This is a genomic window from Hymenobacter sp. M1-2, assembly GCF_057808495.1.
On sequence record NZ_JBTYZO010000014.1, the window covers coordinates 99,277 to 121,119 of the forward strand.

The window sequence follows — 21,843 nt, forward strand, 5'->3', positions numbered from 1 at the left end:
TAGCCCAACCAAGCCGTGGAACCAACCTATATTCCCTCCGCCCAAGGCATGCACCTGCGCCGCCTGCGCGACCTGACCGAGTACGAAGTAGCCGACGGCAACCCCGACGTGCGCGGCTGGACGGTACGCGGCGGCGACGGAAAGAAATTCGGCGAAGTAACCGAGCTGATAGTGGAAGAAGACAGCCTCAAAGTGCGCTACCTCGATGTGGAGCTGGATGCTTCCTTGCACATTAATGAGCGGGATAGGCACATCCTGGTTCCCATCGGCGTAGCGGCCCTGGACGAAGACGCGGACAACGTTTTCGTGCCCTCACTCACGTTCGATTCGGTGCTGGACTACCCGCCGTACCAGGAATTTCAAATCACCCGCGAATACGAAGAAGCTATGTTGCGGGCTCTGAAGCTGCAACTACCCGCTAGCACTGCCAGCACGGTAGAAAGCAAAGGCACTTTCTACGAGCAGCCTTCTTTCAGCGAGCAGCAGTTCTATGGTAACCGCCGCCCCGCGAGTCTGCCCAGCAGCTTCCGCCGCCGCGAAGGGTAGGTGATAAGTATTGAGTAGTTGGTATTAAGTAGTGAGATGGATTGTCAAATTGATTGAGCAACATCTCACTACTCAATACCAACTACTCAATACTTATTGCAGTCGGCTAGTTCCGGTGAATCATATCCACCACGGCCTGCACCCACTGCGGGTTTGAGTTGAGCGAAGGCACTAGTTGCCAGTGCTGGCCGCCGGCTTCCTCAAACATCTCCTTGAATTCTTCGCCCACTTCAATGGTGGTTTCGAGGCAGTCGGCCACGAAAGCGGGGGAGAAGGCCAGCACGCTCTTGATGCCTTTGGCCGGGAATTCCTTGATAACCTCGTCGGTATAAGGTTGCAGCCACGGGTCGCGCAGGCGGCTTTGCAGGCGGCTCTGGAACGTAACAGTGTACTGCTCGGGACTCAAATCCATAGCTTTAGCCAGCTGCCGCGACGTTTCAAAGCACTGGGCCCGGTAGCAGTAGCGGTTGTTTTTGTTGTAGCTGTTGCAGCAGTTGCCCAGCTTGCAGTAGCCTTTCTGGCTGCCCTTCAGCACGTGCCGCTCCGGGATGCCGTGGTAACTGAACACCACGTGGTCGTAGTCGTGCTTGGCCATTTCGGCCTTGCCCAGCGCCGCGAAGGTGCCAATAAAGCCAGGGTCATTGGCGAAGGTGCTGATAAACGAAATGCTTGGCACCACCCACCACTGGCTCACCAACTCCATCACCTTCTCCTGCACCGAACCCGTGCTAGCCGAGGCGTACTGCGGAAACAGCGGCAGCACGATAATACGCTCCACCGCCGCGTCGCGCAGCTCCTGTAAGGCACTCTCGATACTCGGCTTCTGGTAGCGCATCCCAAAAGCCACTAGGTAATCGGGCCCCAGCTGCTCCTGCACTAGCTTTTGTAAGTCCAAGCCGTGGTAAAGCAGAGGTGAGCCGCGCTCCGTCCAGAGCTGCTGGTATATCTTGGCTGACTTAGGCGCGCGCAACGGCACCACAAGGCCCTGAAACAGCGGATAGCGCACGGCCGCCGGCATATCAATCACGCGGCCATCGGTCAGGAATTCGTTGAGGTAGCGGCGCACGTCGCTGGTCTGCGGCGAATCGGGAGTGCCCAGGTTAACAAGCAGCACGCCAATTCGGCCGCGAGTTGAGGTGGGCGCAGAAGTGGTGGTAGGAGCGGGAGCGGATGAATTCATGTCAGATAGACGCGTTTGAATGCCATACAAAGGTACGGCCCCCAAAGTTTGCGCTAGGGCTTATTACGGTTAGTAGCAGCAGTATACATGGGTAGCAGCAGAGTCTATTCCCTCTCAGCCAAAACCGTGGTAATTAATGCTGCGTCCTTGAAAGTAGGTTGCAACTCAAGCCCTTCAGGTTCTGCGCAACAAACAGCCGTAATTGAACACCACTTCACAACGCTGGATGTCGTAAGCGCCTATTATTCAGCTCATGCTGCTGGGCCAGGCATAAAGGCGTACCTTTGTGCCCCTTAAACTGACTACCTCCCGTGAATACTGACCCAAAACCACACCGTGCTGGCTTCGTGAGCATCATCGGCAAGCCCAATGTGGGTAAGTCTACGCTCATGAACGCGCTAATGGGCGAACGGCTCAGCATCGTCACGAGCAAAGCCCAAACCACGCGCCACCGTATTCTGGGTATTCTCAATGGCGACGATTTTCAACTGGTCTATTCGGATACGCCGGGCATCATCCAGCCTAAATATGAGCTGCATAACGCCATGATGTCGTTTGTGTACTCTTCTTTGGAAGATGCGGATGTCATCCTGTTCGTGACGGACATCTACGAGAAGCACGACGAAGAGCCAGTGGTAGAGCGTCTGCGCAAAATGCAGGACACGCCCATTTTCCTGCTCGTCAACAAAATCGACCAAGCCGACCAGGCCGAAGTGGAAGCCAAAGTGGAATACTGGCAGCAGCACTTGCCCAATGCCACTCGCGTGCTGCCCATTTCAGCGCTGGAAAAGTTTGGTACCGGCGAACTGCTCGATCTGGTGCTGGAGAAGCTGCCTATTCACCCCGCGTACTATCCGAAAGATGAGCTGACGGACAAGCCGGAGCGGTTTTTTGCTGCCGAGATGATTCGGGAAAAAATTTTCAAGCTCTATAAGAAGGAGGTGCCCTACAGCTGCGAGGTGGCCATCGACGAGTTCAAGGAAGACGACGATATCATCCGGATGCGCTCCACTATTTACGTGGAGCGTGCCAGCCAAAAAGGCATCATCATCGGCCAACAAGGTTCAGCCTTGAAAAAAGTAGGCACCTGGGCCCGCGAGGAAATGGAGAAGTTTTTCCAGAAAAAAGTGTTCCTCGAAATACACGTCAAAGTCAACGAAAACTGGCGCACCGACCCTAAGGCGCTAAGCCGGTTCGGCTACCAGTAACTTCTAGCGCTAAGAGGTGAGAATCGAGAGCTTAGACTCGTTCTGACGGAAACAATATCAGAGTCTAGGCTCTCAGTTCTAAGGTCTCAGCTCTAAAAAACTCCGACCATCCTTCACATAACTACTCCGGGCACTGCCGAAACTGGTCGGGCCGGCGGCTGGAGTCAGACAACATGAAAAATACGATTGCCATTGTGGGCCGCCCCAATGTGGGCAAGTCCACGCTATTCAACCGCCTTGTCGGACAGCGCAAGGCTATTATGGACAACGAGTCGGGCGTGACGCGCGACCGACACTACGGCTACGGCGACTGGACCGGCAAGTACTTCACCGTCATCGACACGGGCGGCTACGTCCACAACTCCGACGATATTTTCGAAGGCGAAATCAACAAGCAAGTGAAACTGGCTATTGATGAGGCCGATGTGGTGTTGTTCATGGTGGATGTCGATGCCGGCCTGCATTCCTTGGATGAGGAATTTGCCAGCGTACTGCGCCGCTACCAGGGCAAAAAGCCCATCTACATTGTCGCTAACAAAGCCGACACCAACGCCCGGGCCCACGCGGCGGGCGAGTTCTACGCCCTCGGCGTAGGTGATGGCGAAATCTACCCCATCAGCTCCCAAAGCGGCTCCGGCACCGGCGACTTGCTCGATGCCGTGGTTAGCCATTTCGAGGAAGAGGGCATTGAAGAGCCAGACCTTGGCATTCCTAAAATTGCCGTAGTGGGCCGCCCCAACGTGGGCAAGTCGTCGTTCGTGAACCTGTTGCTGGGCACCGAGCGCAGCATCGTAACGGACATTGCCGGTACCACCCGCGATGCCATCCAGGCCCGCTACAATGCCTTCGGCAAGGAGTTCATCCTAGTCGATACCGCTGGCCTGCGCCGCAAAACCAAGGTGCACGAAGACGTGGAGTTCTACTCCGTGCTCCGCTCCATCCGCGCCTTGGAAGAGTCCGATGTTTGCATCGTAATGCTCGACGCCACCCGTGGCATCGAAGCCCAGGACCTGAACATCATCGGGCTGGCCGATAAAAACCGCAAGGGCATTATAATTTTGGTCAATAAGTGGGACCTCATCGAAGACAAGCAAACCAACACGGCCAAGGAGTTCGAGGACAAAATCCGGGAGAAGATTGCGCCCATCAGTTATCCGCCCATCATCTTCGTGTCGGTGCTCAACAAGCAGCGCGTGCACAAGGCCATCGAAACGGCTGTGGACGTGTACGAAAACAAGCGCCGTAAAATCCCGACTTCAGAGCTGAACGAGGTGATGCTGAAGGAAATTGAGAAGTACCCACCGCCCATTCAGAAAGGCAAGCTGGTGCGCATCAAGTACGTTACGCAGCTGCCCACGCACAACCCCGTGTTTGCTTTCTTCTGCAACCTGCCGCAGTATGTGAAGGAAAGCTACACCCGCTACCTGGAAAACCGGTTGCGAGAGCATTTCAACTTCACGGGCGTACCGATTGGTATTGTGTTCCGGAAAAAGTAACCAGTGCTGAATAACTGTAAAAGCCCGCCGCGCTCATATGCGCGGCGGGCTTTTTGGTAACTACTAAGCAGAAGAAAAATATTTTCAATGGCTCAGGTTACCTTCTTATGCTTCAGGTATAAAGCCCCAAACCTAGTAGCTGATCTATAATGAAAAGCAGCTGAGGTTTACTGAATAAGAATCTTTCACACCCTCTCAACAACCCTCATCATGAAAAAAGTACTGTTCCTCGCCCTGGCTGCCGCTTCGTTCACGTTCGCTTCTTGCGACAGTAAGAAAGAAAACGCTCAAGAAGGTGCTGCTGACGCTATGGAAGCTACCGGCGAAGCCAAAGCTGACGCTATGGAAGAATCTGCTGATTCGACCCGCGACGCTGCTGATGCCAAAGCTGACGCTATGGAAAACACCGCCGACAAAATGGACGCTCCTGCCGAAGGTGCTACCGCTCCTGCTGACGGCAAAATGGCTGAAGAGAAGAAGTAGTATTTTTGCTTCTCTGCCTAAAAAAGGGCTTCTCCATCAAGGAGAAGCCCTTTTTATGTACTGCCTCAGTTCGAAATCACTAGCCTAAACGTCGCTGGAGTAGCCCGTCTACTACCTCAAATAGCTTGCGCGGCGGATACGTGCGCCACGGCATCTCATCAAGCTGTCCGCCGAAATTGACGTAAGAGTCAATATTATACTGACGCATTTCGCGGATGACGTGGTCCTGGAAATTAAGGGCGGCAATCCAGCCGTCTTCCACATCCTCAAACCACTCCTCGTAGTAACAGTCATCCGAGCCGTGAAAGTTGAACACGTTCTCCCCGATGAGGATAAACTTGCGGACTCCCTCGTGCGTCATCGAATCGACGATGTTGCGCTTGAGGTTCATCACGTCGTTTTCAATGGCGTCGTTCCACTCCCCGATAAACTCGATAATACCGATACCTAGCTCATAATCCACGAACAGGATTTTCAGGAACAGCGTATCCGACTCCAGACTATCCCACTGCGGATGAATGTAGTAGCCATAGATGGTATTGACGTAGCTGTCGAGGCTATTTTCGGCTTCATAAAGTGGAGAGCGAGGGTCCTCGGAAGCAGAGTACTGTTCCTGCCAGGCGTAGTGCGGCTCGATGGTGTGCATGATGGAGGAGAGATTATGGCACGCGCGTTCGTGGTGCCAAACCAGAGCCGCCCAACCAAGAGCGGCCCTTGCCTCCTTAACTATGCCTCCGACGAACGGGTTTCCCCTGACGCAGCCAAATTAGCTAGGCCACTCTACCACAGAGAAAAAAGGTGTGCTTATTGGTTGGCTGCCAGGGCCGCGCGTACTGAACCATGCCGGTGCAATAGCTCCGCTGCCTGCTCCTGCGGTATGCCTAGCTCGTCCATCAGCATTCGTTCGCCGCGGTCTACTAGCTTGGCATTGGAGAGCTGCATGTCCACCATCTTGTTGCCTTTCACCCGGCCTAGTCGAACGAACGTGGCCGTAGTAAGCATATTGAGCACTAGCTTTTGGGCGGTACCGGCCTTCATGCGGGTGCTGCCCGTCACAAACTCTGGACCTGTTACCACTTCCACCGGAAATTCCGCCGCTGCTGCCACCGCCGAGCCAGCGTTGCATACGATGCAGCCCGTAGCGAGACCGTGCCGGCGGGCTTGTTCCAAGCCTCCTATCACGTAAGGAGTGCGGCCAGAAGCGGCAATGCCCACCACAATGTCTTTGTCGTTGATGTCATAAGCCTGCAAATCCAGCCAGGCCTGCGCCGCATCATCCTCCGCGTTTTCCACCGCCTTGCGAATCGCGGTATCGCCGCCGGCAATGATGCCAACTACTACGCCATGCGGCACGCCAAATGTGGGCGGGCATTCGGAAGCGTCAAGAATGCCGAGTCGCCCACTCGTACCCGCCCCAATATAGAACAACCGCCCACCCGCGCCCACCCGCGCTACGGTAGCCTCCACCAGCGCCTCAATCTGCGGCAGCGCCTTGGCTACGGCTTGTGGCACGGTTTGGTCCAAGCTGTTGATGCCCATCAGCAACTCGTGGGTGGAAAGAGTTTCGAGATGGTCGAAGTGGGAGGGAGTTTCGGTGGTCATAAGGGTCGGAGGCTGCGTACAGGCGCGTCGCAGGCGCTATTGAGTGAGTTAAAGTACAGCTGCCCAAACGGCACCTGCCCAGCGGAAGGTTACAATGCGCCCTTACACCAGGCGGCCGATAACAGAAAAATTGTCGAAGACATTGGGGGTGTGCGGCGCGTCCTTGTCCAATTCTCTAGTGAGGTCCTGGCCAGCCCAATGCTCGTAATGATTGCCACGGCGCCACAGGCGGGAGCGGGTCACGTCGTAAATCAGCCCTTGGTAAGCTACCCAGATTTCGTCCCGGTCCTGCCCGTTGCGCAACGCCAGCTGAGCCCTGGTGTAAGTTGGGAGGTCGTTGTTCGTTGTTGGTTTCTCGTTGTTCGTTTCTGGCAAAGAGGACAAATCAGACATAAGAGCCAAAAACGAGAAACCAAAAACGAAAAGCCAACAACTACCCCAAAAGGGCTTGAGTCAATATCCAACGGTTGGGCAAATCACCTTGCGCGGCGCGGAAGTAGTCTTCGTAACTGCACGGCACAATGCGTTTTATATCGCTGTTGGCCAAGCTTTCCACCTCCAGCCACCACTTCTCCGTGCGCTTCGATTTATAGAACACCAACTTAGCGGGCGTACCGGGCAGGCCCACGGCGTAGCGCAAAAAACGCCGGCTCTGAAAGTCCGTTTCGCGCCGACGATGGTAATAGCCTTCCACAAAGTACCACAGCATGGTGGCCAGCGTGGCCGCCGCTAAGCCGTGCGTATCGTAGTCGGGCCGGTAGCCATACAAGCCAAAGGAGCTGAGCTGGTCGTTGTGCCCAGCATACCAGGCCAGCTTCGCGGCTTCTTCGTTGGTGAGGCCGAACGGATTAGCCGGATAATAGCCCGGTGCATCGTTCCAGCGGAGCGCCGTTACATCGAAGCTCACAAAATCGGCCTGGCGGAGTAGCGGCTCAGCCTGCCGAATATCGTCCCGGATCTGCCCCACCCGGAGCGTTTCGAAATGCAGTTTTTCCAGCGCCGCCAGCACATCTGGTGCCACCAAATACTGCTGGTGCGCCAGTTGAGCAAAGTTGAACAGAAAAGAAGGTTCATGCAGCAGCATCCGCCGCAGGTGACTTTCCTCGGGTACTACCGAATCCTGCTCCGCCATATCGACCCGCGCATCCACGGTGGCGAAGCTCACGGGGCGGTCCAGCGTTTCATAGGCGAGAAACTGCCCGTAGTCCAGATCATGCGAGCCGCCGAGCAGCAGTGGCACGGTGCCATGTTCGAGCAGCGCCGCTATAATCTCGCGTAGCCGTTGGTAGGTATCTTCCAGCGTAAGGCCCGGCCGTAGATTTCCTAGGTCCACCAACCGCACAGGGCCCGTCCCTTTTTGTAACTGGTAGAAGCGCCGCCGCACCTCGTCGGCGCCGTGGGTGGCGGGCGTACCAGCGGCGCTACCACGCCATTCGTCCAGGCCAATCAGGGCCAAATCCGCCGCACGCCAGTCTGGAAAAGCGTCCAGGAAGGGAGTAGCGTAGGCTGCCAGGGCAGTAGCGCTAGTAGCGGACGACAACAGTTCTTCGCGGAGCGGATCAAAAAAGATGGCCAGATTCATCGGGCGCAGACGGTGCAGACTCCCGCAAAGCTACAGAAAACGAAGGCAAGCGCCTGTGCTATTTGGCACTCTATAAGCTGCTAACTAGGCAATGAAGGGAAAAAAGTGCTTATTTAACCTGCGTTTTTCCTCCGGCCTTCTATATAGTGCCCTTGTAGAAACGCCAACACCCTCTCTTTTGCCAACCCCACCTAGTGCCCTCTTCTCACATGGATATTCGCCGCACGTTTGAGATTCTGCCGCATCTTCAGCAGAAGTACAACAAACCAGACTGCTTCGCCGCCAAAATAAATGGCCAATACACGCCCATCAGCACCGATACAGTAGTTGAGCAAGCCAACCAAGTGAGCTTGGGCCTGCGCAGCCTCGGCATCGGCCGCGGCGACAAAGTGGCTATCATCTCCATGAACCGCCCGGAGTGGATGTTCGCCGACTTCGGTATTTCGCAGCTTGGCGCCACCAGCGTGCCCATGTACCCCAGCATCACCGTTGAGGACTACCGATACATCTTCACAGATGCCGGGGTGAAAGCCATTTTCGTGTCCGACCAGAAGCTGCTCGACAAAGTGCTGGAAGCTACGCAAGGACTGCCAATTCCGCCGCAAAATGTTTTCACGTTTGATAAGCTGCCTGGTGCCCGCCACTTCAACGAGCTGCTGGAGTTAGGCAAGCAAGGCAATCCGGCCGACCTAGAGCCACTGAAAGCCGCCGTGCAGCCCGACGACCTGCTCACGTTGATTTACACCTCGGGTACCACCGGCCAGCCCAAAGGCGTCATGCTGACGCACAACAACATCCTCAGCAATTGCCGCAACTCCCAACGCTTCGTGCCCGTCACGAAAAACGACAAGGCCCTGAGCTTTCTGCCGCTCTGCCACATCTTCGAGCGGATGGTAACCTACCTCTATCTCATCAATGGCGTGAGCATCTACTACGCCGAGAGCATGGAAACCATTGCCGACAACCTGCGCGAGGTGAAACCGCAAATCTTTACCACGGTGCCGCGCTTGCTGGAGAAAGTGTATGATAAAATCGTGGCGAAAGGCCACGAACTGACTGGCGTAAAAAAGAACCTGTTCTTCTGGGCTCTGGACCTAGGCCTGAAATACGACAACCAAAAAAGCAACGGTTTCTTCTACAACACCCAGCTCAGCCTAGCTAACAAGCTCATCTTTAATAAATGGCGGGAGGCGCTTGGTGATAATCTGCGCTGCATCGTATCGGGCGGTGGGGCCTTGCAGCCGCGTTTGGCGCGGGTGTTCTGGGCTGCGGGCATTCGGGTGATGGAAGGCTACGGCCTCACCGAAACCTCGCCCGTTATTGCCGTTGGCGGTTTTGAGCCAGAAAACAACATGATTGGCACCGTCGGCCCCATCATCGACAACACGGAAGTGAAAATTGCCCCTGACGGCGAGATTCTCACTAAGTCGGAGTCGGTGATGAAAGGCTACTACAACAAGCCCGACCTGACGGCCAAGGAATTTGACGAGGAAGGCTGGTTCCACACCGGCGACATTGGCGAGCTCGTGGATGGACGCTTCCTCAAAATCACGGACCGTAAAAAGGAGATGTTCAAAACCTCGGGTGGCAAGTACATTGCGCCCCAGGTGATTGAAGGCAAGCTTAAAGAGTCGCCGCTAGTGGAGCAGTGCATGGTAGTTGGCGACGGCCAGAAATTCCCCTCGGCTCTGGTTATTCCTTCTTTCGACGACCTGAAAGCTTGGTGCAAGCGCAACGAAGTGAACTGCGATTGTTCCAACGAGGAATTGGTGAAGAACGAGAAGGTGGTGAAGATGTACGAAGACCTCGTGCACAAGTACAACAACGGCTTCGCGCAGTGGGAGCAAGTCAAGAAGATAGTCTTGCTGCCCAAGCTCTGGACAGTGGAAACGGGTGAGATGACTCCCACCATGAAGGTTAAGCGGAAGGTTATAGTATCTAACAACCAAGATACTATCGAGAGCCTGTATCATCAGGAGGCTTACCGGTAAGTAAAAAACAGCCCCGCTACTGAAATAGCGGGGCTGTTTTTTTAGGAACAAGAGCACTGCTAGCCAGTATGTTTACTATATTTACGAGAAACTAGATATCTATAACCGTACCGAAGCCCTTAACAAGATTTTTGGCAAACATCCAGGATAACGGCTTATTCATTTCCCACTAAATCAAACTTCAATTCTATTAATTAGCGCTTACTGAGTACCTGGTTTTTTGGTGTTAAACAACTCTAAAACTCAGTCCATGAAACATTATCTTTCACTTCTTTTTTTGTTGTTTATTCCTGCATTAACCTTTGCACAGAATGAACGGAAAGGTGTTTATGGAAACCTGGGCGTAGGATACGGCACCTACTCTTTGGATTTGTATGATTATGCACGGGGCAGAAACTTTTATAATGATCAAACGTTTTCCGGAACGCTCCTGTCACTGGGCCTTGAAAAGAAATCCGCTTGGCAAAAAAATAAACTGGTTTTTGACGTAGGCGGCGAGTTTACGGGAGGCTTTGGCATTAGGTCTGATTCGAGGTCCAGCGGCAATATAGTGCGCGAAAGTAAGGGTGGATACGCGTTGGGGGTGAAAGGATTGTTTAAAATGGGATACTTATTTCGGGAGAATGAAGGCACTGTAGTACCGTTAATTGGTGTAGGCCCATATTTCAACTATATCAGCACCGGAGAAGATGAGGCCGTAGGTAATTATATCTATGGCATCCAGGCATCACTAGGTGTGGATTTCAGGTTGAAGTGGGCTGTGTTGACCCCGGAAGTTCATTTCGGCCTTGCTAGCTGGGGCGCTTCTGATGAAATGGAACAAAACGGACAACCCGGAATGCTTGAGATAAAGTTAAAAATAGCCAAACAGTTCAGATAATACTTATCATTTATGCAGTATGCTGCATTGTTCCTACTGGTATTGTTGCTTCCCCTGGATCTACACAATTGCCTCGCTAGTGGGAAGTAGTGGGGCAGTTGCATCAGATTGAGTCAACTTCAAAGGTGGAAATTGCGATAAGAAGCCTGAACTTTTTACGCTACTTAGTATGCAAGCATAACATATTTACGTATGTTTACCGGACTTCCCTCTTACTCATGACACCCGAAGAAACCGTCGATTATAACATCAAAGTAGCTTGGCACGCCATTTCGCGCATGTACAATACGCAGGCCGCCAAGCACGACATTACCACGAGCATCGGTTTCGTGCTGTTGAATATCGACCAGGAAAATGGTACGCCAGCCACTAAGATTGCGCCCCTGCTCGGGCTTGAAACCCGCTCTTTGACCCGCATTCTACGCTCGATGGAAGAGCGAGGCTTGATCTATAAGCAAGCCGATACGCAGGACAAGCGCTCCGTGCGCATCTTTCTGACGGAAGAAGGCCTCAAGAAAAAAGAAATTTCGCGGCAGACGGTGCGCCACTTCAACCATAAGGTGCGCGAGAAGATACCACAAAGCCAACTCGACGTATTCTTCAAAGTCGTAAGCCAGATCACCGGCATGATTGAAGGCAAAACCCTCTTCGACGATTTCAAGCTCAAACCCCTGCGCTCCAACTCGCCAGCCTAGATAGGCATCGAGCTGGGGCGCTTTGCTTTCTGATTTTCAAACATACAGAGACAAATGTGTTTCTGTAAACTCGGCATGACGAGTAGTTTGATTGATGGTTTTCTCTTCTGATTCCTTTCATTTCTCACCCACTCATTCCCTCCCGAATGAACCGTACCATCAAAAAAGTAGCCGTCCTGGGCTCCGGTGTGATGGGCTCGCGCATTGCGTGCCACTTCGCCAACATCGGGGTGCAAGTGCTGCTGCTTGACATTGCTCCCAAAGAGCTGCTGCCCGCTGAGGAAGCCAAAGGGTTACAACTCGACAACCCAACAGTGAAAAACCGCATCGTCAACAGCTCGTTGCAAGCGGCCATCACCAGCAATCCTTCGCCCCTTTACCGCAAGGCTGATGCTTCCCGCATCAAGACCGGCAACTTCGACGACAACCTCAAGGACATTGCCGGCTGCGACTGGACGATTGAGGTGGTAGTAGAGCGCCTCGACATCAAGAAGAGCTTGTTTGAGCGCGTAGAGCAGTATCGCAAACCCGGCACGCTCATCACCTCGAACACCAGCGGCATCCCGATTCACATGATGACGGAAGGCCGCTCCGACGACTTCAAGAAATACTTCTGCGGCACCCACTTCTTCAACCCGCCGCGCTACCTCAAGCTGCTCGAAATCATTCCGACCCCGGACACGGACCAAGCGGTAGTTGATTTTCTGATGCACTACGGCGACTTGTACCTGGGCAAAACCACGGTACTCGCCAAAGACACGCCCGCCTTCATTGCCAACCGCGTGGGCGTTTTCGCCATCATGGACGTGGTACAAGTGATGAGCCAGCTCGGCCTCACGGTGGAAGAAGTTGACAAGCTTACCGGTCCGGTTATCGGCCACGCCAAGTCGGCCACGTTCCGCACCTCCGACGTGGTGGGACTGGATACGATGATCAACGTAGCCAACGGCTTGGCCCAGAACCTGCCCAACGACGAATCCAAGGACGTGTTCCAATTGCCAGACTTCATGAAGAAGATGGCCGAAAGCAAGTGGCTAGGCGACAAAACCGGCCAGGGCTTCTACAAGAAAGTACGCGGCGAAGGTGGCAAGTCTGAAATCCAAGCTCTTGACCTGACCACGCTGGAATACAAGCCTAGCGCCAAGGTGAAGTTTGCAACGCTCGAAACAACCAAGCCGATTGAAAAGCTGGCTGACCGTTTCAAGGTGCTGGTCGCCGGCAAAGACAAAGCCGCCGACTTCTACCGCAAAACCTTCGCCGGCCTGTTTGCCTATGTGAGCAACCGGATTCCCGAAATCACCGATTCGCTCTTCAAGATTGACGATGCGCTACGGGCTGGCTTCGGCTGGGAGCTAGGGCCATTCGAAACCTGGGACGCGCTAGGCGCCCAGCAAGGTCTGGAACTAGGTAAAGCTGAAGGCAAGAGTGTAGCGCCGTGGGTGGAGGAAATGCTGGCCGCCGGCCACACCACCTTCTATAAGGTGAGCGAGCAAGGCGTGAAGCAGTTCTACGACATCGAGTCGAAGTCTTACAAAGCCATTCCCGGTGTTGAGAACTTCATCATCCTTGAAAACCTGCGCGCCACAGGCAAAGTGCTCTGGAAAAATGCTGGTGCTTCCGTGCTCGACCTTGGCGACGGTATCCTGAACGTTGAGTTCCACAGCAAGATGAATGCGCTGGGCTCCGATGTAATTCAGGGCCTGATGAAAGGGGTAGAACTAGCCGAAAAGGACTTCCGCGGCCTCGTAGTGGGCAACGACGGTCCGAACTTCTCGGCCGGCGCCAACCTAGGCCTCGTGTACATGTTCGCGCTGGATCAGGAGTTCGACGAGTTGAACCTGATGATAGCGCAGTTCCAGCAGGCCATGATGCGCATGCGTTACAGCAGCATTCCGGTGGTGGGCGCCCCGCACGGCATGGCTCTAGGTGGCGGCTGCGAACTGAACCTGCACTGCGACCGGGTAGTGGCAGCCGCCGAGACATACATGGGCCTCGTGGAATTTGGCGTAGGCCTGATTCCGGGTGGTGGTGGCACCAAGGAAATGACCTTACGCACCGCCGCGAAGTACGAGGAGGGTGAGCCGGAATTCAACCTGCTCCGCAACGCCTTCGTGACGGTGAGTACAGCCAAAGTATCGACTTCCGCGCACGAAGCTTTCGACCTGGGCTTCCTGCGCCGTGGCGACGAAGTAGTGGTGAGCAGCAACCGCGTACTGGCGCAAGCTAAAGCCGCCGCCATTGAGTTAGCTGAGGATGGCTACACCCAGCCGACGCAGAAAACCAACATCAAGGTGCACGGCAAAGGCGCGCTAGCCATGTTCATGACCGGCGTACACGCCATGAAGGAAGGCCGATACATCTCCGACCACGACGTGAAAATCGCCAACAAGCTGGCCTACATCATGTGCGGCGGCGACTTAAGCAGCCCCACTGAAGTATCGGAGCAGTACCTGCTGGACCTGGAGCGCGAAGCCTTCCTCAGTCTCTGCGGCGAGCGGAAAACCCTGGAGCGTATTCAAAGCATTCTGACCACTGGCAAGCCGCTGCGAAATTAGATCTGAGAATTGAGAGCTTAGAGCTCAGAAAATTGTTCTACAGTGGTAAGTCGGCATCGATTTCGGGACTTGAAAATCTGGCAAAAGGCAATGCTGCTTACTAAGCTGACTTATCAGTGTTGCGCTGCTTTTCCAGCGGATGAGCGGTATGGCCTGACATCTCAAATGCGCCGAGCCGCTGTTTCTATTCCTTCTAATATCGCAGAGGGAGCCGGACGCGGTTCAGCCAAGGATTTCAGTCAATTCCTTTCGATTGCCACGGGCTCTGCCTATGAATTGGAAACGCAGTTTCTCTTAGCCGCTGAGTTTGGCTACCTCGATGAAGCATGTCTGCAAACAGTGACGGCTGAATTAGCAGAACTGCAAAAGATGCTCTACGGCTTTCAAAGAAGTCTTCACCCCGAGAACTAGTTGCACGAGTCTAAGCTCTAAGTTCTCACCTCTAACATCTAATCAAAATGAACGCATATATCGTAGCTGGTTACCGTACGGCCGTGGGCAAAGCCACCCGGGGCGGTTTCCGCTTCACCCGCCCCGATGACCTCGCCGCCGACGTCATTAAGCACCTAGTAGCTTCCGTTCCTGCTCTCGACCCCTCCCGCATCGACGATGTGATGGTGGGCAACGCGGTACCAGAAGCCGAGCAAGGCCTGCAAATGGGCCGCCTGATTTCGTTGCTGGCTCTGCCTATGAACGTGTCGGGCCTCATCGTGAACCGCTATTGCGGTTCCGGCGTGGAAACCATTGCCATGGCCGCCAGCAAAATCACGGCCGGTATGGCCGACTGTATTGTGGCGGGGGGCACCGAAAGCATGAGCATGGTGCCCACCGTGGGATGGAAAACGGTGCCCAACTACAAGCTGGCCCAGCAGCACCCCGACTACTACCTCGGCATGGGCCTGACGGCCGAAGCCGTAGCGCAGGACTATAAAATCTCGCGCGAAGACCAGGACCAGTTTGCTTACAACTCGCACCAAAAGGCCATCAAAGCCATTCAGGAAGGCAAGTTCAAGCAGCAGATCGTACCCGTCACGGTAGAAGAAACCTACCTCGACCAAGCTACAGGCAAGAAAAAAAGCCGCTCTTACGTAGTGGATACCGACGAAGGCCCGCGTGCCGATACGTCGATAGAAGCTTTGGCGAAGCTGAAGCCAGTATTTGCCGCCAACGGTTCGGTAACGGCCGGCAATTCCTCGCAGACTTCTGATGGCGCCGCCTTTGTGCTTGTTATGTCGGAGCGGATGGTGAAGGAATTGAACCTGGAACCCATTGCGCGCATGATCACCTACGCCACCGAAGGCGTGGATCCGCGCATCATGGGCATGGGACCCATCAAAGCCATTCCGAAAGCACTAAAGCAAGCTGGCATGAAGCTCGACGACATCGACCTGATTGAGTTGAACGAAGCCTTTGCTTCGCAGTCCATTGCTGTAGTGCGCGAGCTAGGCATCGATGAAAACAAACTGAATGTGAACGGTGGCGCTATTGCGTTGGGCCATCCGCTCGGTTGCTCCGGCGCTAAACTTAGCATTCAGCTTTTCCACGAACTGCGCGAGCGAGGCCAGAAGTACGGCATGGTAACCGCTTGCGTCGGTGGTGGCCAAGGCGTAGCTGGCATCTACGAGCTGCTGAAGTAACTATTCTTGAGCACAGTGTATATGCTCAAGAATGCTCATACTTTATTCGCTTTATGAAGGTCAAAGAGCTGAAGGCGATAATCGAAGCTGATGGCTGGATATTGGTTCGCCAATCGGGCAGCCACCAACAGTACAAGCATCCCCATAAAGTGGGGCTTGTAACGATTTCTGGTCACAAACCTTCAGACGACGTACCAGTTGGTACCTTGAACAGCGTACTAAAGCAAGCCGGCTTGAAATAATATGAAAAAGTACCTTGTCATCATTGAAAAAACCGGCTCAGGTTTTTCTGCTTACGTTCCTGACTTGCCAGGTTGCGTAGCTTTTGGGGATACTAGATCGGAAACGGAACAGCAGATTCGCGAAGGCATTGCCTTTCATGTGCAAGGTATGCAACTGGAAGGCTTGCCAATTCCAGACCCGACAACAGAAGCCTTGACTCTTTCCGTAGCTGCGTAGCAGTTAAAGACTTCCGAAAAGAAAGCCCCGAACCAAACGGGGTTTTCTTTTCGTTAAGTAGTCGGCAAGCATAACATATTTTCGTATATTTCGCTACGCTGAACACCAGCGTATTTTTTCCTCAAAGTACTCGGCAAGCCGAACATCTTGCCGCTTCTTTCGACTTCACCACTAACCTCCCACATCAACATCTCACCCCGGTCATGGAAGTAACCAACAAGCTTGTTAAAGGCGGCGAGTTCATCATCAAGGAAACCGACGCCCAGGACGTATTCACGCCCGCCGATTTTTCGGAGGAGCAGAACATGATGCACCAGACGGCGCTGGACTTCGTGGAAAAAGAAGTACACCCACTGCTGGAGCGCCTCGACAACCACGAGGAAGGCCTTATGCGCGGCTTGATGGAGAAAGCCGGCCAACTGGGCCTGTTTGGTGTAAGCATTCCGGAGCAATATGGTGGGTTGGACATGGACTTCCCCACGTCTTTGCGCGTGACGGAAGGTGTGGGCGGCGGCCACTCGTTCCCGGTAGCCTTTGCGGCGCACACCGGCATTGCCATGCTCCCCATCCTGTACTTCGGCAACGAAGAGCAAAAGAATAAATACCTGCCCGGTCTCACCAACGGGGACCTGATGGGCGCCTACTGCCTCACCGAGCCCGGCTCCGGTTCCGACGCGCTAGGTGCCAAAACCAAAGCCATTCCTACCGAGGATGGCGAGCATTATGTGCTCAACGGCCAGAAAATGTGGATTACCAACGGCGGCTTTGCCGATGTGTTCATCGTGTTCGCGCAAGTTGATGGCGACAAGTTCACCGGCTTCATTGTAGAGAAAGGCACGCCCGGCCTGAGCCTCGGCAACGAGGAGCACAAAATGGGCATCAAAGGCTCCTCGACCCGTCAGGTATTCCTCTCCGACGTGAAAGTGCCGAAGTCGGCTGTTCTGGGCGAGATTGGCAAAGGTCACCTGATTGCCTTCAACATCCTCAACATTGGCCGTATCAAGCTGGCCGCTGCCTGCCTGGGGGCGTCTAAAATGGCTTCTACGCTGAGCGTGAAGTATGCCAACGAGCGAGTGCAGTTCAAGCTGCCCATTGCCAAATTTGGTGCTATCAAGCACAAGCTGGCGCAGCAGGCCATCCGCATCTACGCCGTAGAATCGGCTATTTACCGGGCGGGTATGGACATCTTCCGCATGGAGCAGGAGTTGCTGGGCAAAGGCCAGAGCCACAATGAGGCCCTGCTCGGAGCTGCCCGCGAATTTGCCGTGGAGTGCGCCATCCTGAAAGTAGAAGGCTCCGAAGTGCTGGACTACGTAGTGGACGAAGGCGTGCAGGTGTACGGTGGTTACGGCTTCTCGGCCGATTATCCTATGGACCGCGCTTACCGCGACTCCCGTATCAACCGCATCTTCGAGGGCACCAATGAAATTAACCGGATGCTCGCTGTGGACATGATCCTGAAGAAGGGTCTGAAAGGCGAACTGGATCTTATGGGTCCGGCGCAGGCGGTACAGCAGGAACTGATGGCCATTCCAGATTTCAACGTGGAAGAGGAAACCGGCTTGTTCGCGGCTGAGAAGAAGACTATTGCTAAGCTGAAGAAGGCTATTCTGATGATAGCTGGCACGGCCGTGCAGAAGTATATGAACTCCCTGGCCAAAGAGCAGGAAGTCCTCATGAACATCGCCGACATGGCCATCAAGGTATACACCGCCGAAAGCACCCTGCTCCGCGTGGAGAAAGAGGCCGACATCAAAGGCGAAGAAGCCGCGTCGACGCAAATTGACATCGCCCGCGTGTACCTCTACGACACCGTAGATATGGTGAATAAGTTCGGTAAAGATGCCATTGCCACCATGACGGAAGGCGACGAGCAGCGCCTGTTGGCTATGGGCCTGAAGCGCTTCACCAAAGCCGACCTCTACAACGCCAAAGAAGCCCGCCGCCGCATTGCCGACGTGCTGATTCAGGCCAACGAGTACGCCTACTAGATCACGGATTGGCGCGGATTTTAGCGGATTTCACGGATTTTGTGGACGGCGCTTTTTTGCCGCTTCTGCTTTGTGAGGACTGAAGTTTGTATCTGATTTTGTGGACGGCGCTTTTTTGCTGCGTATGCTTTGTTAGGACTGAGGTTTGTATCTGAATGAATGGAACGCCGCTCTTGGTTACAAGGGCGGCGTTCTGCTTTTGTGGGCAACGACTCGGGTAGGGTGACCGTTTGCATAGGAATCAATATCTTCTACCTTCAACTTTTCCCCTCAAATTCTCACGAAACATGGCCAACGAACAGGTACAGGGCAAGGACTTTTATGAGAGTGTGCTGCAATTCTATGATCATGCGGCCAGCTTCTCGAAGCTCGACCCTGGCATTATTGCCCAGATTAGGGCTTGCAACAGCATCTATAAGGTCAATTTTCCGGTGGAAGTAGATGGCCACGTGCAGGTGTTTGAGGGAATCCGGGTGCAGCATAGCCACCATAAGCTGCCCAGTAAGGGCGGCATCCGCTACAGCGTGTATGTAGACGAGGAGGAAGTAATGGCACTGGCTACGCTCATGACGTTTAAGTGCGCGCTGGTTGATGTGCCTTTTGGCGGGGCGAAGGGTGGTGTGAAAATCAACCCGCGCACCAGCTCCGTGCAGACGCTGGAGCGCGTAACGCGCCGCTACGCCAGTGAGCTGATCAAGAAAAACCTGATTGGTCCCGGCATGGACGTACCGGCCCCCGACTACGGCACGGGCAGCCGCGAAATGGCCTGGATTGCGGACACCTACCTCACCTTCAAATACGGCGATACCAGCGCCCTGGGCTGCGTGACGGGCAAACCAGTGGGGCAGGGCGGCATCCGGGGGCGCACCGAAGCCACGGGCCTGGGCGTCTTCTTCGGATTGCGGGAGCTGCTGCTGGATGAGTCTATGCTGAATAGAATGGGGCTGAGCACGGGCATTGCGGGTAAGCGCATCATCGTGCAGGGCCTGGGCAATGTGGGCTACTACGCGGCGCATTTCTGCCAGGTAGAAGGAGCCCTCATTACAGGTATTGCCGAGCGGGAAGGGGGCATCTTCAACGCGGCGGGCCTGGATGTGGAGGCTGTATTTAAGCATCGCCAGGAAACGGGCTCCATCTTGGGCTTCGCGGGCGCGCAGGACGTGCCAGAGTCGCTGGACCTGCTGGAATACGACTGCGACGTGCTGATACCGGCAGCCCTGGAAAATCAGATTCACGAGGGTAATGCCGCCAACATCAAGGCGAAAATCATTGCGGAAGGCGCCAACGGACCTACCACGAAGGCCGCCGAGAAAATCCTGCTGGAGCGCGGCGCCGTGATTCTGCCCGACCTCTATCTGAATGCCGGCGGCGTCACGGTGTCGTACTTCGAGTGGCTGAAGAACCTCTCCAACGTGCGGTTTGGCCGCATGGGCAAGCGGGCAGAAGAATCGGCCATGAAACGCCTGGTGGCCACCATCGAACGAACCACCGGCAAAACCATCACGCCCCAGGAACGGGAGTTGATAGTGCACGGCGCCGACGAAATTGACTTGGTGCGCTCTGGGCTGGAAGACACCATGATTACCGCCTACCACTCCATTCGGAAGGTGATGAACGAGGTAGAAGGCATCACGGATCTGCGCACCGCCGCCTTCTACAGCGCCATCGAAAAAATAGGCGTGAGCTACCAATCCCTCGGTATCTTTCCGTAAGCTGGTAAGCTGCGCAATAGTATCAGTCAGCAAACAAAAAGAGGCTGTTCCCAACGCAGGAGCAGCTTCTTTGCATTACAGCCATCCACAAAATCCGTGAAATCCGCTTAAATCCGCGCTAATCCGTGATCCTACTTGACTACAATCTTATTTAGCATCAGAGCCGCTGACTTCTTGCTCGGCCGGCTCACGCCAACGAGGGTTTTGGCGTCGAGCCAGGAAGTAAAATCTTTCACGTAAGACGGGTTTTGGTCGGCCGCGACATTTAGACCAAGGCCCTTAGGCTCCTGCACCACACCCGACTGCGCATTCACGCGGCGCAGGTACAAGTCCGATTTTCCCTTAATCTTTTCCCACGTCACGAACTGAATGTCCTGCCCGAACACGGCGGCCCGGTAGCCGATGCTGCTGAAGCCTTCAGTTGCTGGGGCTACTTGGTCTTTGGCAATGATGCTGTGCCAGGAGGGCGACTGAAACTCGTTGTAGCCGAACAAGTGTAGTTCGCGGGTGTGGCCCGGCGAATCGTCACCGCCTTCCTCGTACTTCTTCTCCGCTACCACCACCAATTGCTTCTCTTCAGAAATGAGCAGGTCAGTGAGATACACATCCTCAAGACGTTTAGCAGCAGTGGCGCTAGCTTTATTTACCTCAGCCAGATATTCCGGCGTGAACTTGAACTCCGGCGCAAATTTCATTTCACCCTCGCCGGAGAAATCGAACTTTACCACCTTCAGGCTCTGATACAGGCCGCTCTCCCGCTCATTGCAAATGACGGCGGCATAAAGAGCATTGTCGGGCTGTAGGCTGAAGCGCGAGTCAAACACGTTCACCAGCTTGCCTCCAAACACCCCGCCCACAGCCACCGACATCACCTTGATGTCGGCGTTGTCGTTGCGGTAGCGGCGTACGGTGAGCTTTTTCATTTCGTCGCTCACCAGCGTTACGTATTGCGTGCCGTCGTTGCCGATGTGCACGGTGGTGGAAAAGAAAGCGCCTTGGTCGCTGAAGTCGTAGTTGCGGTCTTTGAGCTTGGTGAGCTTCTCATCGAACATGCTGGAGCTGATGGCCTTGATCTGCTCGTTGCGCGTGACGTAGCGCCACGCCACCAGCTTACTACCATCAGGCGAAAAAGCCACGCCGGGGCGCCGGTCACGGGTGCCTGTTTCAACTAGCTTCTTCAGAGGCGCCTTTTGGCCGTTGCTTAGGTCGATGGCCTGGACCGACAGCGTTTGCGTAGCGCCGTTCTTTTGATAAATAGCCACCAGTGCCTGGCCGTTGCTGCTAGTGAAGCCATCAATAGCCTGCTCGGCAGTTAGCGGCAAAGCGGCGGTCCATTGCCGTTTCAGCTCCGCATCGTAGCGCTCCACGGCATACTCTGTGGCCGACTTGTGCGCTAGAATAACAAACCCGCCACCTGCTAAGGGCAGCGTTTTGCGAAGCACCCGCTGGTTGTACCGGTCATCGGACTTTTCGGGTAGGTAGCTGAACGGAGCCGACTTTACTTTTTGAGCCGACGCCGAATGCGGACTTATCAGAAGGCCAGACGCAAATAAGCCTACGGCCATCATGTATTTAAAACGCACAGAGAAAGCAGATTAGGTGGAAGACCAAACAAAATTCAAAAAAATCTGGCAGTCAAAGGTATCCAACTCCAATTGCTTACCGTACATGCCCCGCTACCTGCGACGCCACGGCGGTTCGGGTAACGATTTATTCACGCTTCCATAACGTAAAGAAGTACACTTTTAATGCAGACGCCCGTTTACTTAGCGGCCGACTTGAGAGAGTAAGATAAGTGGTAGAAAAGGAACGATAGATGTTTCAGC

General features: G+C 54.5%; 20 protein-coding genes. 14 read left to right on the forward strand and 6 right to left on the reverse strand.

All coding sequences use genetic code 11. From position 1 onward, the window contains the following. The first annotated feature begins 15 nt into the window (after positions 1-15). Entirely contained in the window at positions 16-546 is a 531-nt protein-coding gene (locus ACYSMN_RS14880; RefSeq protein WP_488924690.1) for a PRC-barrel domain-containing protein, read from the forward strand. A gap of 106 nt (positions 547-652) precedes the next feature. On the opposite strand, the gene hemH is transcribed toward ACYSMN_RS14880, so the two are convergent. Beyond that, a complete protein-coding gene (hemH, locus tag ACYSMN_RS14885) occupies positions 653-1,726 on the reverse strand; it encodes a ferrochelatase (RefSeq protein ID WP_488924691.1) in 1,074 nt (357 codons plus the stop codon). 311 nt (positions 1,727-2,037) lie between these two features. Here hemH and era point away from each other — a divergent pair, with 311 nt between their 5' ends. The 3 genes from era to ACYSMN_RS14900 all read left to right on the forward strand — a co-directional run bounded on the left by era (position 2,038) and on the right by ACYSMN_RS14900 (position 4,913). After that, positions 2,038-2,934 (forward strand): GTPase Era, encoded by an 897-nt coding sequence (era, locus tag ACYSMN_RS14890; RefSeq protein WP_488924692.1) that lies wholly within the window; start codon positions 2,038-2,040, stop codon positions 2,932-2,934. 173 nt (positions 2,935-3,107) lie between these two features. Continuing rightward, complete coding sequence (der, locus tag ACYSMN_RS14895; RefSeq protein ID WP_488924693.1) at positions 3,108-4,430, forward strand: ribosome biogenesis GTPase Der; 1,323 nt, start codon at positions 3,108-3,110, stop codon at positions 4,428-4,430. 210 nt (positions 4,431-4,640) lie between these two features. After that, entirely contained in the window at positions 4,641-4,913 is a 273-nt protein-coding gene (locus ACYSMN_RS14900) for a hypothetical protein (protein WP_488924694.1), read from the forward strand. A 79-nt stretch (positions 4,914-4,992) separates the two neighbouring features. On the opposite strand, the gene ACYSMN_RS14905 is transcribed toward ACYSMN_RS14900, so the two are convergent. The 4 genes from ACYSMN_RS14905 to ACYSMN_RS14920 all read right to left on the reverse strand — a co-directional run bounded on the left by ACYSMN_RS14905 (position 4,993) and on the right by ACYSMN_RS14920 (position 8,097). Beyond that, positions 4,993-5,559, reverse strand: a complete 567-nt coding sequence (locus ACYSMN_RS14905; protein ID WP_488924695.1) for a hypothetical protein — start codon at positions 5,557-5,559, stop codon at positions 4,993-4,995. 158 nt (positions 5,560-5,717) lie between these two features. After that, positions 5,718-6,515 (reverse strand): N-acetylmuramic acid 6-phosphate etherase, encoded by a 798-nt coding sequence (murQ, locus tag ACYSMN_RS14910; RefSeq protein ID WP_488924696.1) that lies wholly within the window; start codon positions 6,513-6,515, stop codon positions 5,718-5,720. A gap of 102 nt (positions 6,516-6,617) precedes the next feature. Continuing rightward, positions 6,618-6,908 carry a cytochrome b5 domain-containing protein gene (locus tag ACYSMN_RS14915; protein ID WP_488924697.1) on the reverse strand — a complete coding sequence of 97 codons (291 nt, stop codon included), beginning with the start codon at positions 6,906-6,908 and terminating at the stop codon, positions 6,618-6,620. A gap of 40 nt (positions 6,909-6,948) precedes the next feature. Next, positions 6,949-8,097 carry a formimidoylglutamase gene (locus tag ACYSMN_RS14920; protein WP_488924698.1) on the reverse strand — a complete coding sequence of 383 codons (1,149 nt, stop codon included), beginning with the start codon at positions 8,095-8,097 and terminating at the stop codon, positions 6,949-6,951. A 194-nt stretch (positions 8,098-8,291) separates the two neighbouring features. Here ACYSMN_RS14920 and ACYSMN_RS14925 point away from each other — a divergent pair, with 194 nt between their 5' ends. From ACYSMN_RS14925 to ACYSMN_RS14970, 10 genes are all read left to right on the forward strand, one after another. Further along, a complete protein-coding gene (locus ACYSMN_RS14925) occupies positions 8,292-10,088 on the forward strand; it encodes an AMP-dependent synthetase/ligase (RefSeq protein ID WP_488924699.1) in 1,797 nt (598 codons plus the stop codon). Positions 10,089-10,338: 250 nt separating this feature from the next. Then, a complete protein-coding gene (locus ACYSMN_RS14930; protein WP_488924700.1) occupies positions 10,339-10,968 on the forward strand; it encodes a hypothetical protein in 630 nt (209 codons plus the stop codon). Positions 10,969-11,186: 218 nt separating this feature from the next. Beyond that, positions 11,187-11,663 (forward strand): MarR family winged helix-turn-helix transcriptional regulator, encoded by a 477-nt coding sequence (locus ACYSMN_RS14935; protein WP_488924701.1) that lies wholly within the window; start codon positions 11,187-11,189, stop codon positions 11,661-11,663. A 146-nt stretch (positions 11,664-11,809) separates the two neighbouring features. Then, on the forward strand, positions 11,810-14,218 hold the full coding sequence (locus ACYSMN_RS14940; protein ID WP_488924702.1) for a 3-hydroxyacyl-CoA dehydrogenase/enoyl-CoA hydratase family protein: 2,409 nt from the start codon (positions 11,810-11,812) through the stop codon (positions 14,216-14,218). Between the two features lie 69 nt (positions 14,219-14,287). Further along, positions 14,288-14,629 carry a four helix bundle protein gene (locus ACYSMN_RS14945; RefSeq protein WP_488924703.1) on the forward strand — a complete coding sequence of 114 codons (342 nt, stop codon included), beginning with the start codon at positions 14,288-14,290 and terminating at the stop codon, positions 14,627-14,629. Positions 14,630-14,676: 47 nt separating this feature from the next. Beyond that, a complete protein-coding gene (locus tag ACYSMN_RS14950) occupies positions 14,677-15,855 on the forward strand; it encodes an acetyl-CoA C-acyltransferase (protein WP_488924704.1) in 1,179 nt (392 codons plus the stop codon). Between the two features lie 53 nt (positions 15,856-15,908). Beyond that, complete coding sequence (locus ACYSMN_RS14955; protein ID WP_488924705.1) at positions 15,909-16,097, forward strand: type II toxin-antitoxin system HicA family toxin; 189 nt, start codon at positions 15,909-15,911, stop codon at positions 16,095-16,097. A gap of 1 nt (position 16,098) precedes the next feature. Next, positions 16,099-16,314: a type II toxin-antitoxin system HicB family antitoxin gene (locus ACYSMN_RS14960; protein ID WP_488924706.1), complete on the forward strand. Its 216-nt coding sequence runs from the start codon at positions 16,099-16,101 to the stop codon at positions 16,312-16,314. Between the two features lie 203 nt (positions 16,315-16,517). Next, positions 16,518-18,305 (forward strand): acyl-CoA dehydrogenase FadE, encoded by a 1,788-nt coding sequence (locus tag ACYSMN_RS14965; RefSeq protein ID WP_488924707.1) that lies wholly within the window; start codon positions 16,518-16,520, stop codon positions 18,303-18,305. 287 nt (positions 18,306-18,592) lie between these two features. Next, on the forward strand, positions 18,593-20,017 hold the full coding sequence (locus ACYSMN_RS14970; protein WP_488924708.1) for a Glu/Leu/Phe/Val family dehydrogenase: 1,425 nt from the start codon (positions 18,593-18,595) through the stop codon (positions 20,015-20,017). A gap of 131 nt (positions 20,018-20,148) precedes the next feature. On the opposite strand, the gene ACYSMN_RS14975 is transcribed toward ACYSMN_RS14970, so the two are convergent. Beyond that, complete coding sequence (locus ACYSMN_RS14975; RefSeq protein WP_488924709.1) at positions 20,149-21,600, reverse strand: hypothetical protein; 1,452 nt, start codon at positions 21,598-21,600, stop codon at positions 20,149-20,151. Positions 21,601-21,843 lie beyond the last annotated feature (243 nt).

Bases quoted from the DNA above. Each gene is read 5' to 3' on its own strand.
- hemH (WP_488924691.1), bottom strand. From the start codon at position 1,726: ATGAATTCATCCGCTCCCGCTCCTACCACCACTTCTGCGCCCACCTCA.
- der (WP_488924693.1), top strand. From the start codon at position 3,108: ATGAAAAATACGATTGCCATTGTGGGCCGCCCCAATGTGGGCAAGTCC.
- ACYSMN_RS14900 (WP_488924694.1), top strand. From the start codon at position 4,641: ATGAAAAAAGTACTGTTCCTCGCCCTGGCTGCCGCTTCGTTCACGTTC.
- ACYSMN_RS14905 (WP_488924695.1), bottom strand. From the start codon at position 5,559: ATGCACACCATCGAGCCGCACTACGCCTGGCAGGAACAGTACTCTGCT.
- murQ (WP_488924696.1), bottom strand. From the start codon at position 6,515: ATGACCACCGAAACTCCCTCCCACTTCGACCATCTCGAAACTCTTTCC.
- ACYSMN_RS14915 (WP_488924697.1), bottom strand. From the start codon at position 6,908: ATGTCTGATTTGTCCTCTTTGCCAGAAACGAACAACGAGAAACCAACA.
- ACYSMN_RS14920 (WP_488924698.1), bottom strand. From the start codon at position 8,097: ATGAATCTGGCCATCTTTTTTGATCCGCTCCGCGAAGAACTGTTGTCG.
- ACYSMN_RS14930 (WP_488924700.1), top strand. From the start codon at position 10,339: ATGAAACATTATCTTTCACTTCTTTTTTTGTTGTTTATTCCTGCATTA.
- ACYSMN_RS14935 (WP_488924701.1), top strand. From the start codon at position 11,187: ATGACACCCGAAGAAACCGTCGATTATAACATCAAAGTAGCTTGGCAC.
- ACYSMN_RS14940 (WP_488924702.1), top strand. From the start codon at position 11,810: ATGAACCGTACCATCAAAAAAGTAGCCGTCCTGGGCTCCGGTGTGATG.
- ACYSMN_RS14950 (WP_488924704.1), top strand. From the start codon at position 14,677: ATGAACGCATATATCGTAGCTGGTTACCGTACGGCCGTGGGCAAAGCC.
- ACYSMN_RS14955 (WP_488924705.1), top strand. From the start codon at position 15,909: ATGAAGGTCAAAGAGCTGAAGGCGATAATCGAAGCTGATGGCTGGATA.
- ACYSMN_RS14960 (WP_488924706.1), top strand. From the start codon at position 16,099: ATGAAAAAGTACCTTGTCATCATTGAAAAAACCGGCTCAGGTTTTTCT.
- ACYSMN_RS14965 (WP_488924707.1), top strand. From the start codon at position 16,518: ATGGAAGTAACCAACAAGCTTGTTAAAGGCGGCGAGTTCATCATCAAG.
- ACYSMN_RS14970 (WP_488924708.1), top strand. From the start codon at position 18,593: ATGGCCAACGAACAGGTACAGGGCAAGGACTTTTATGAGAGTGTGCTG.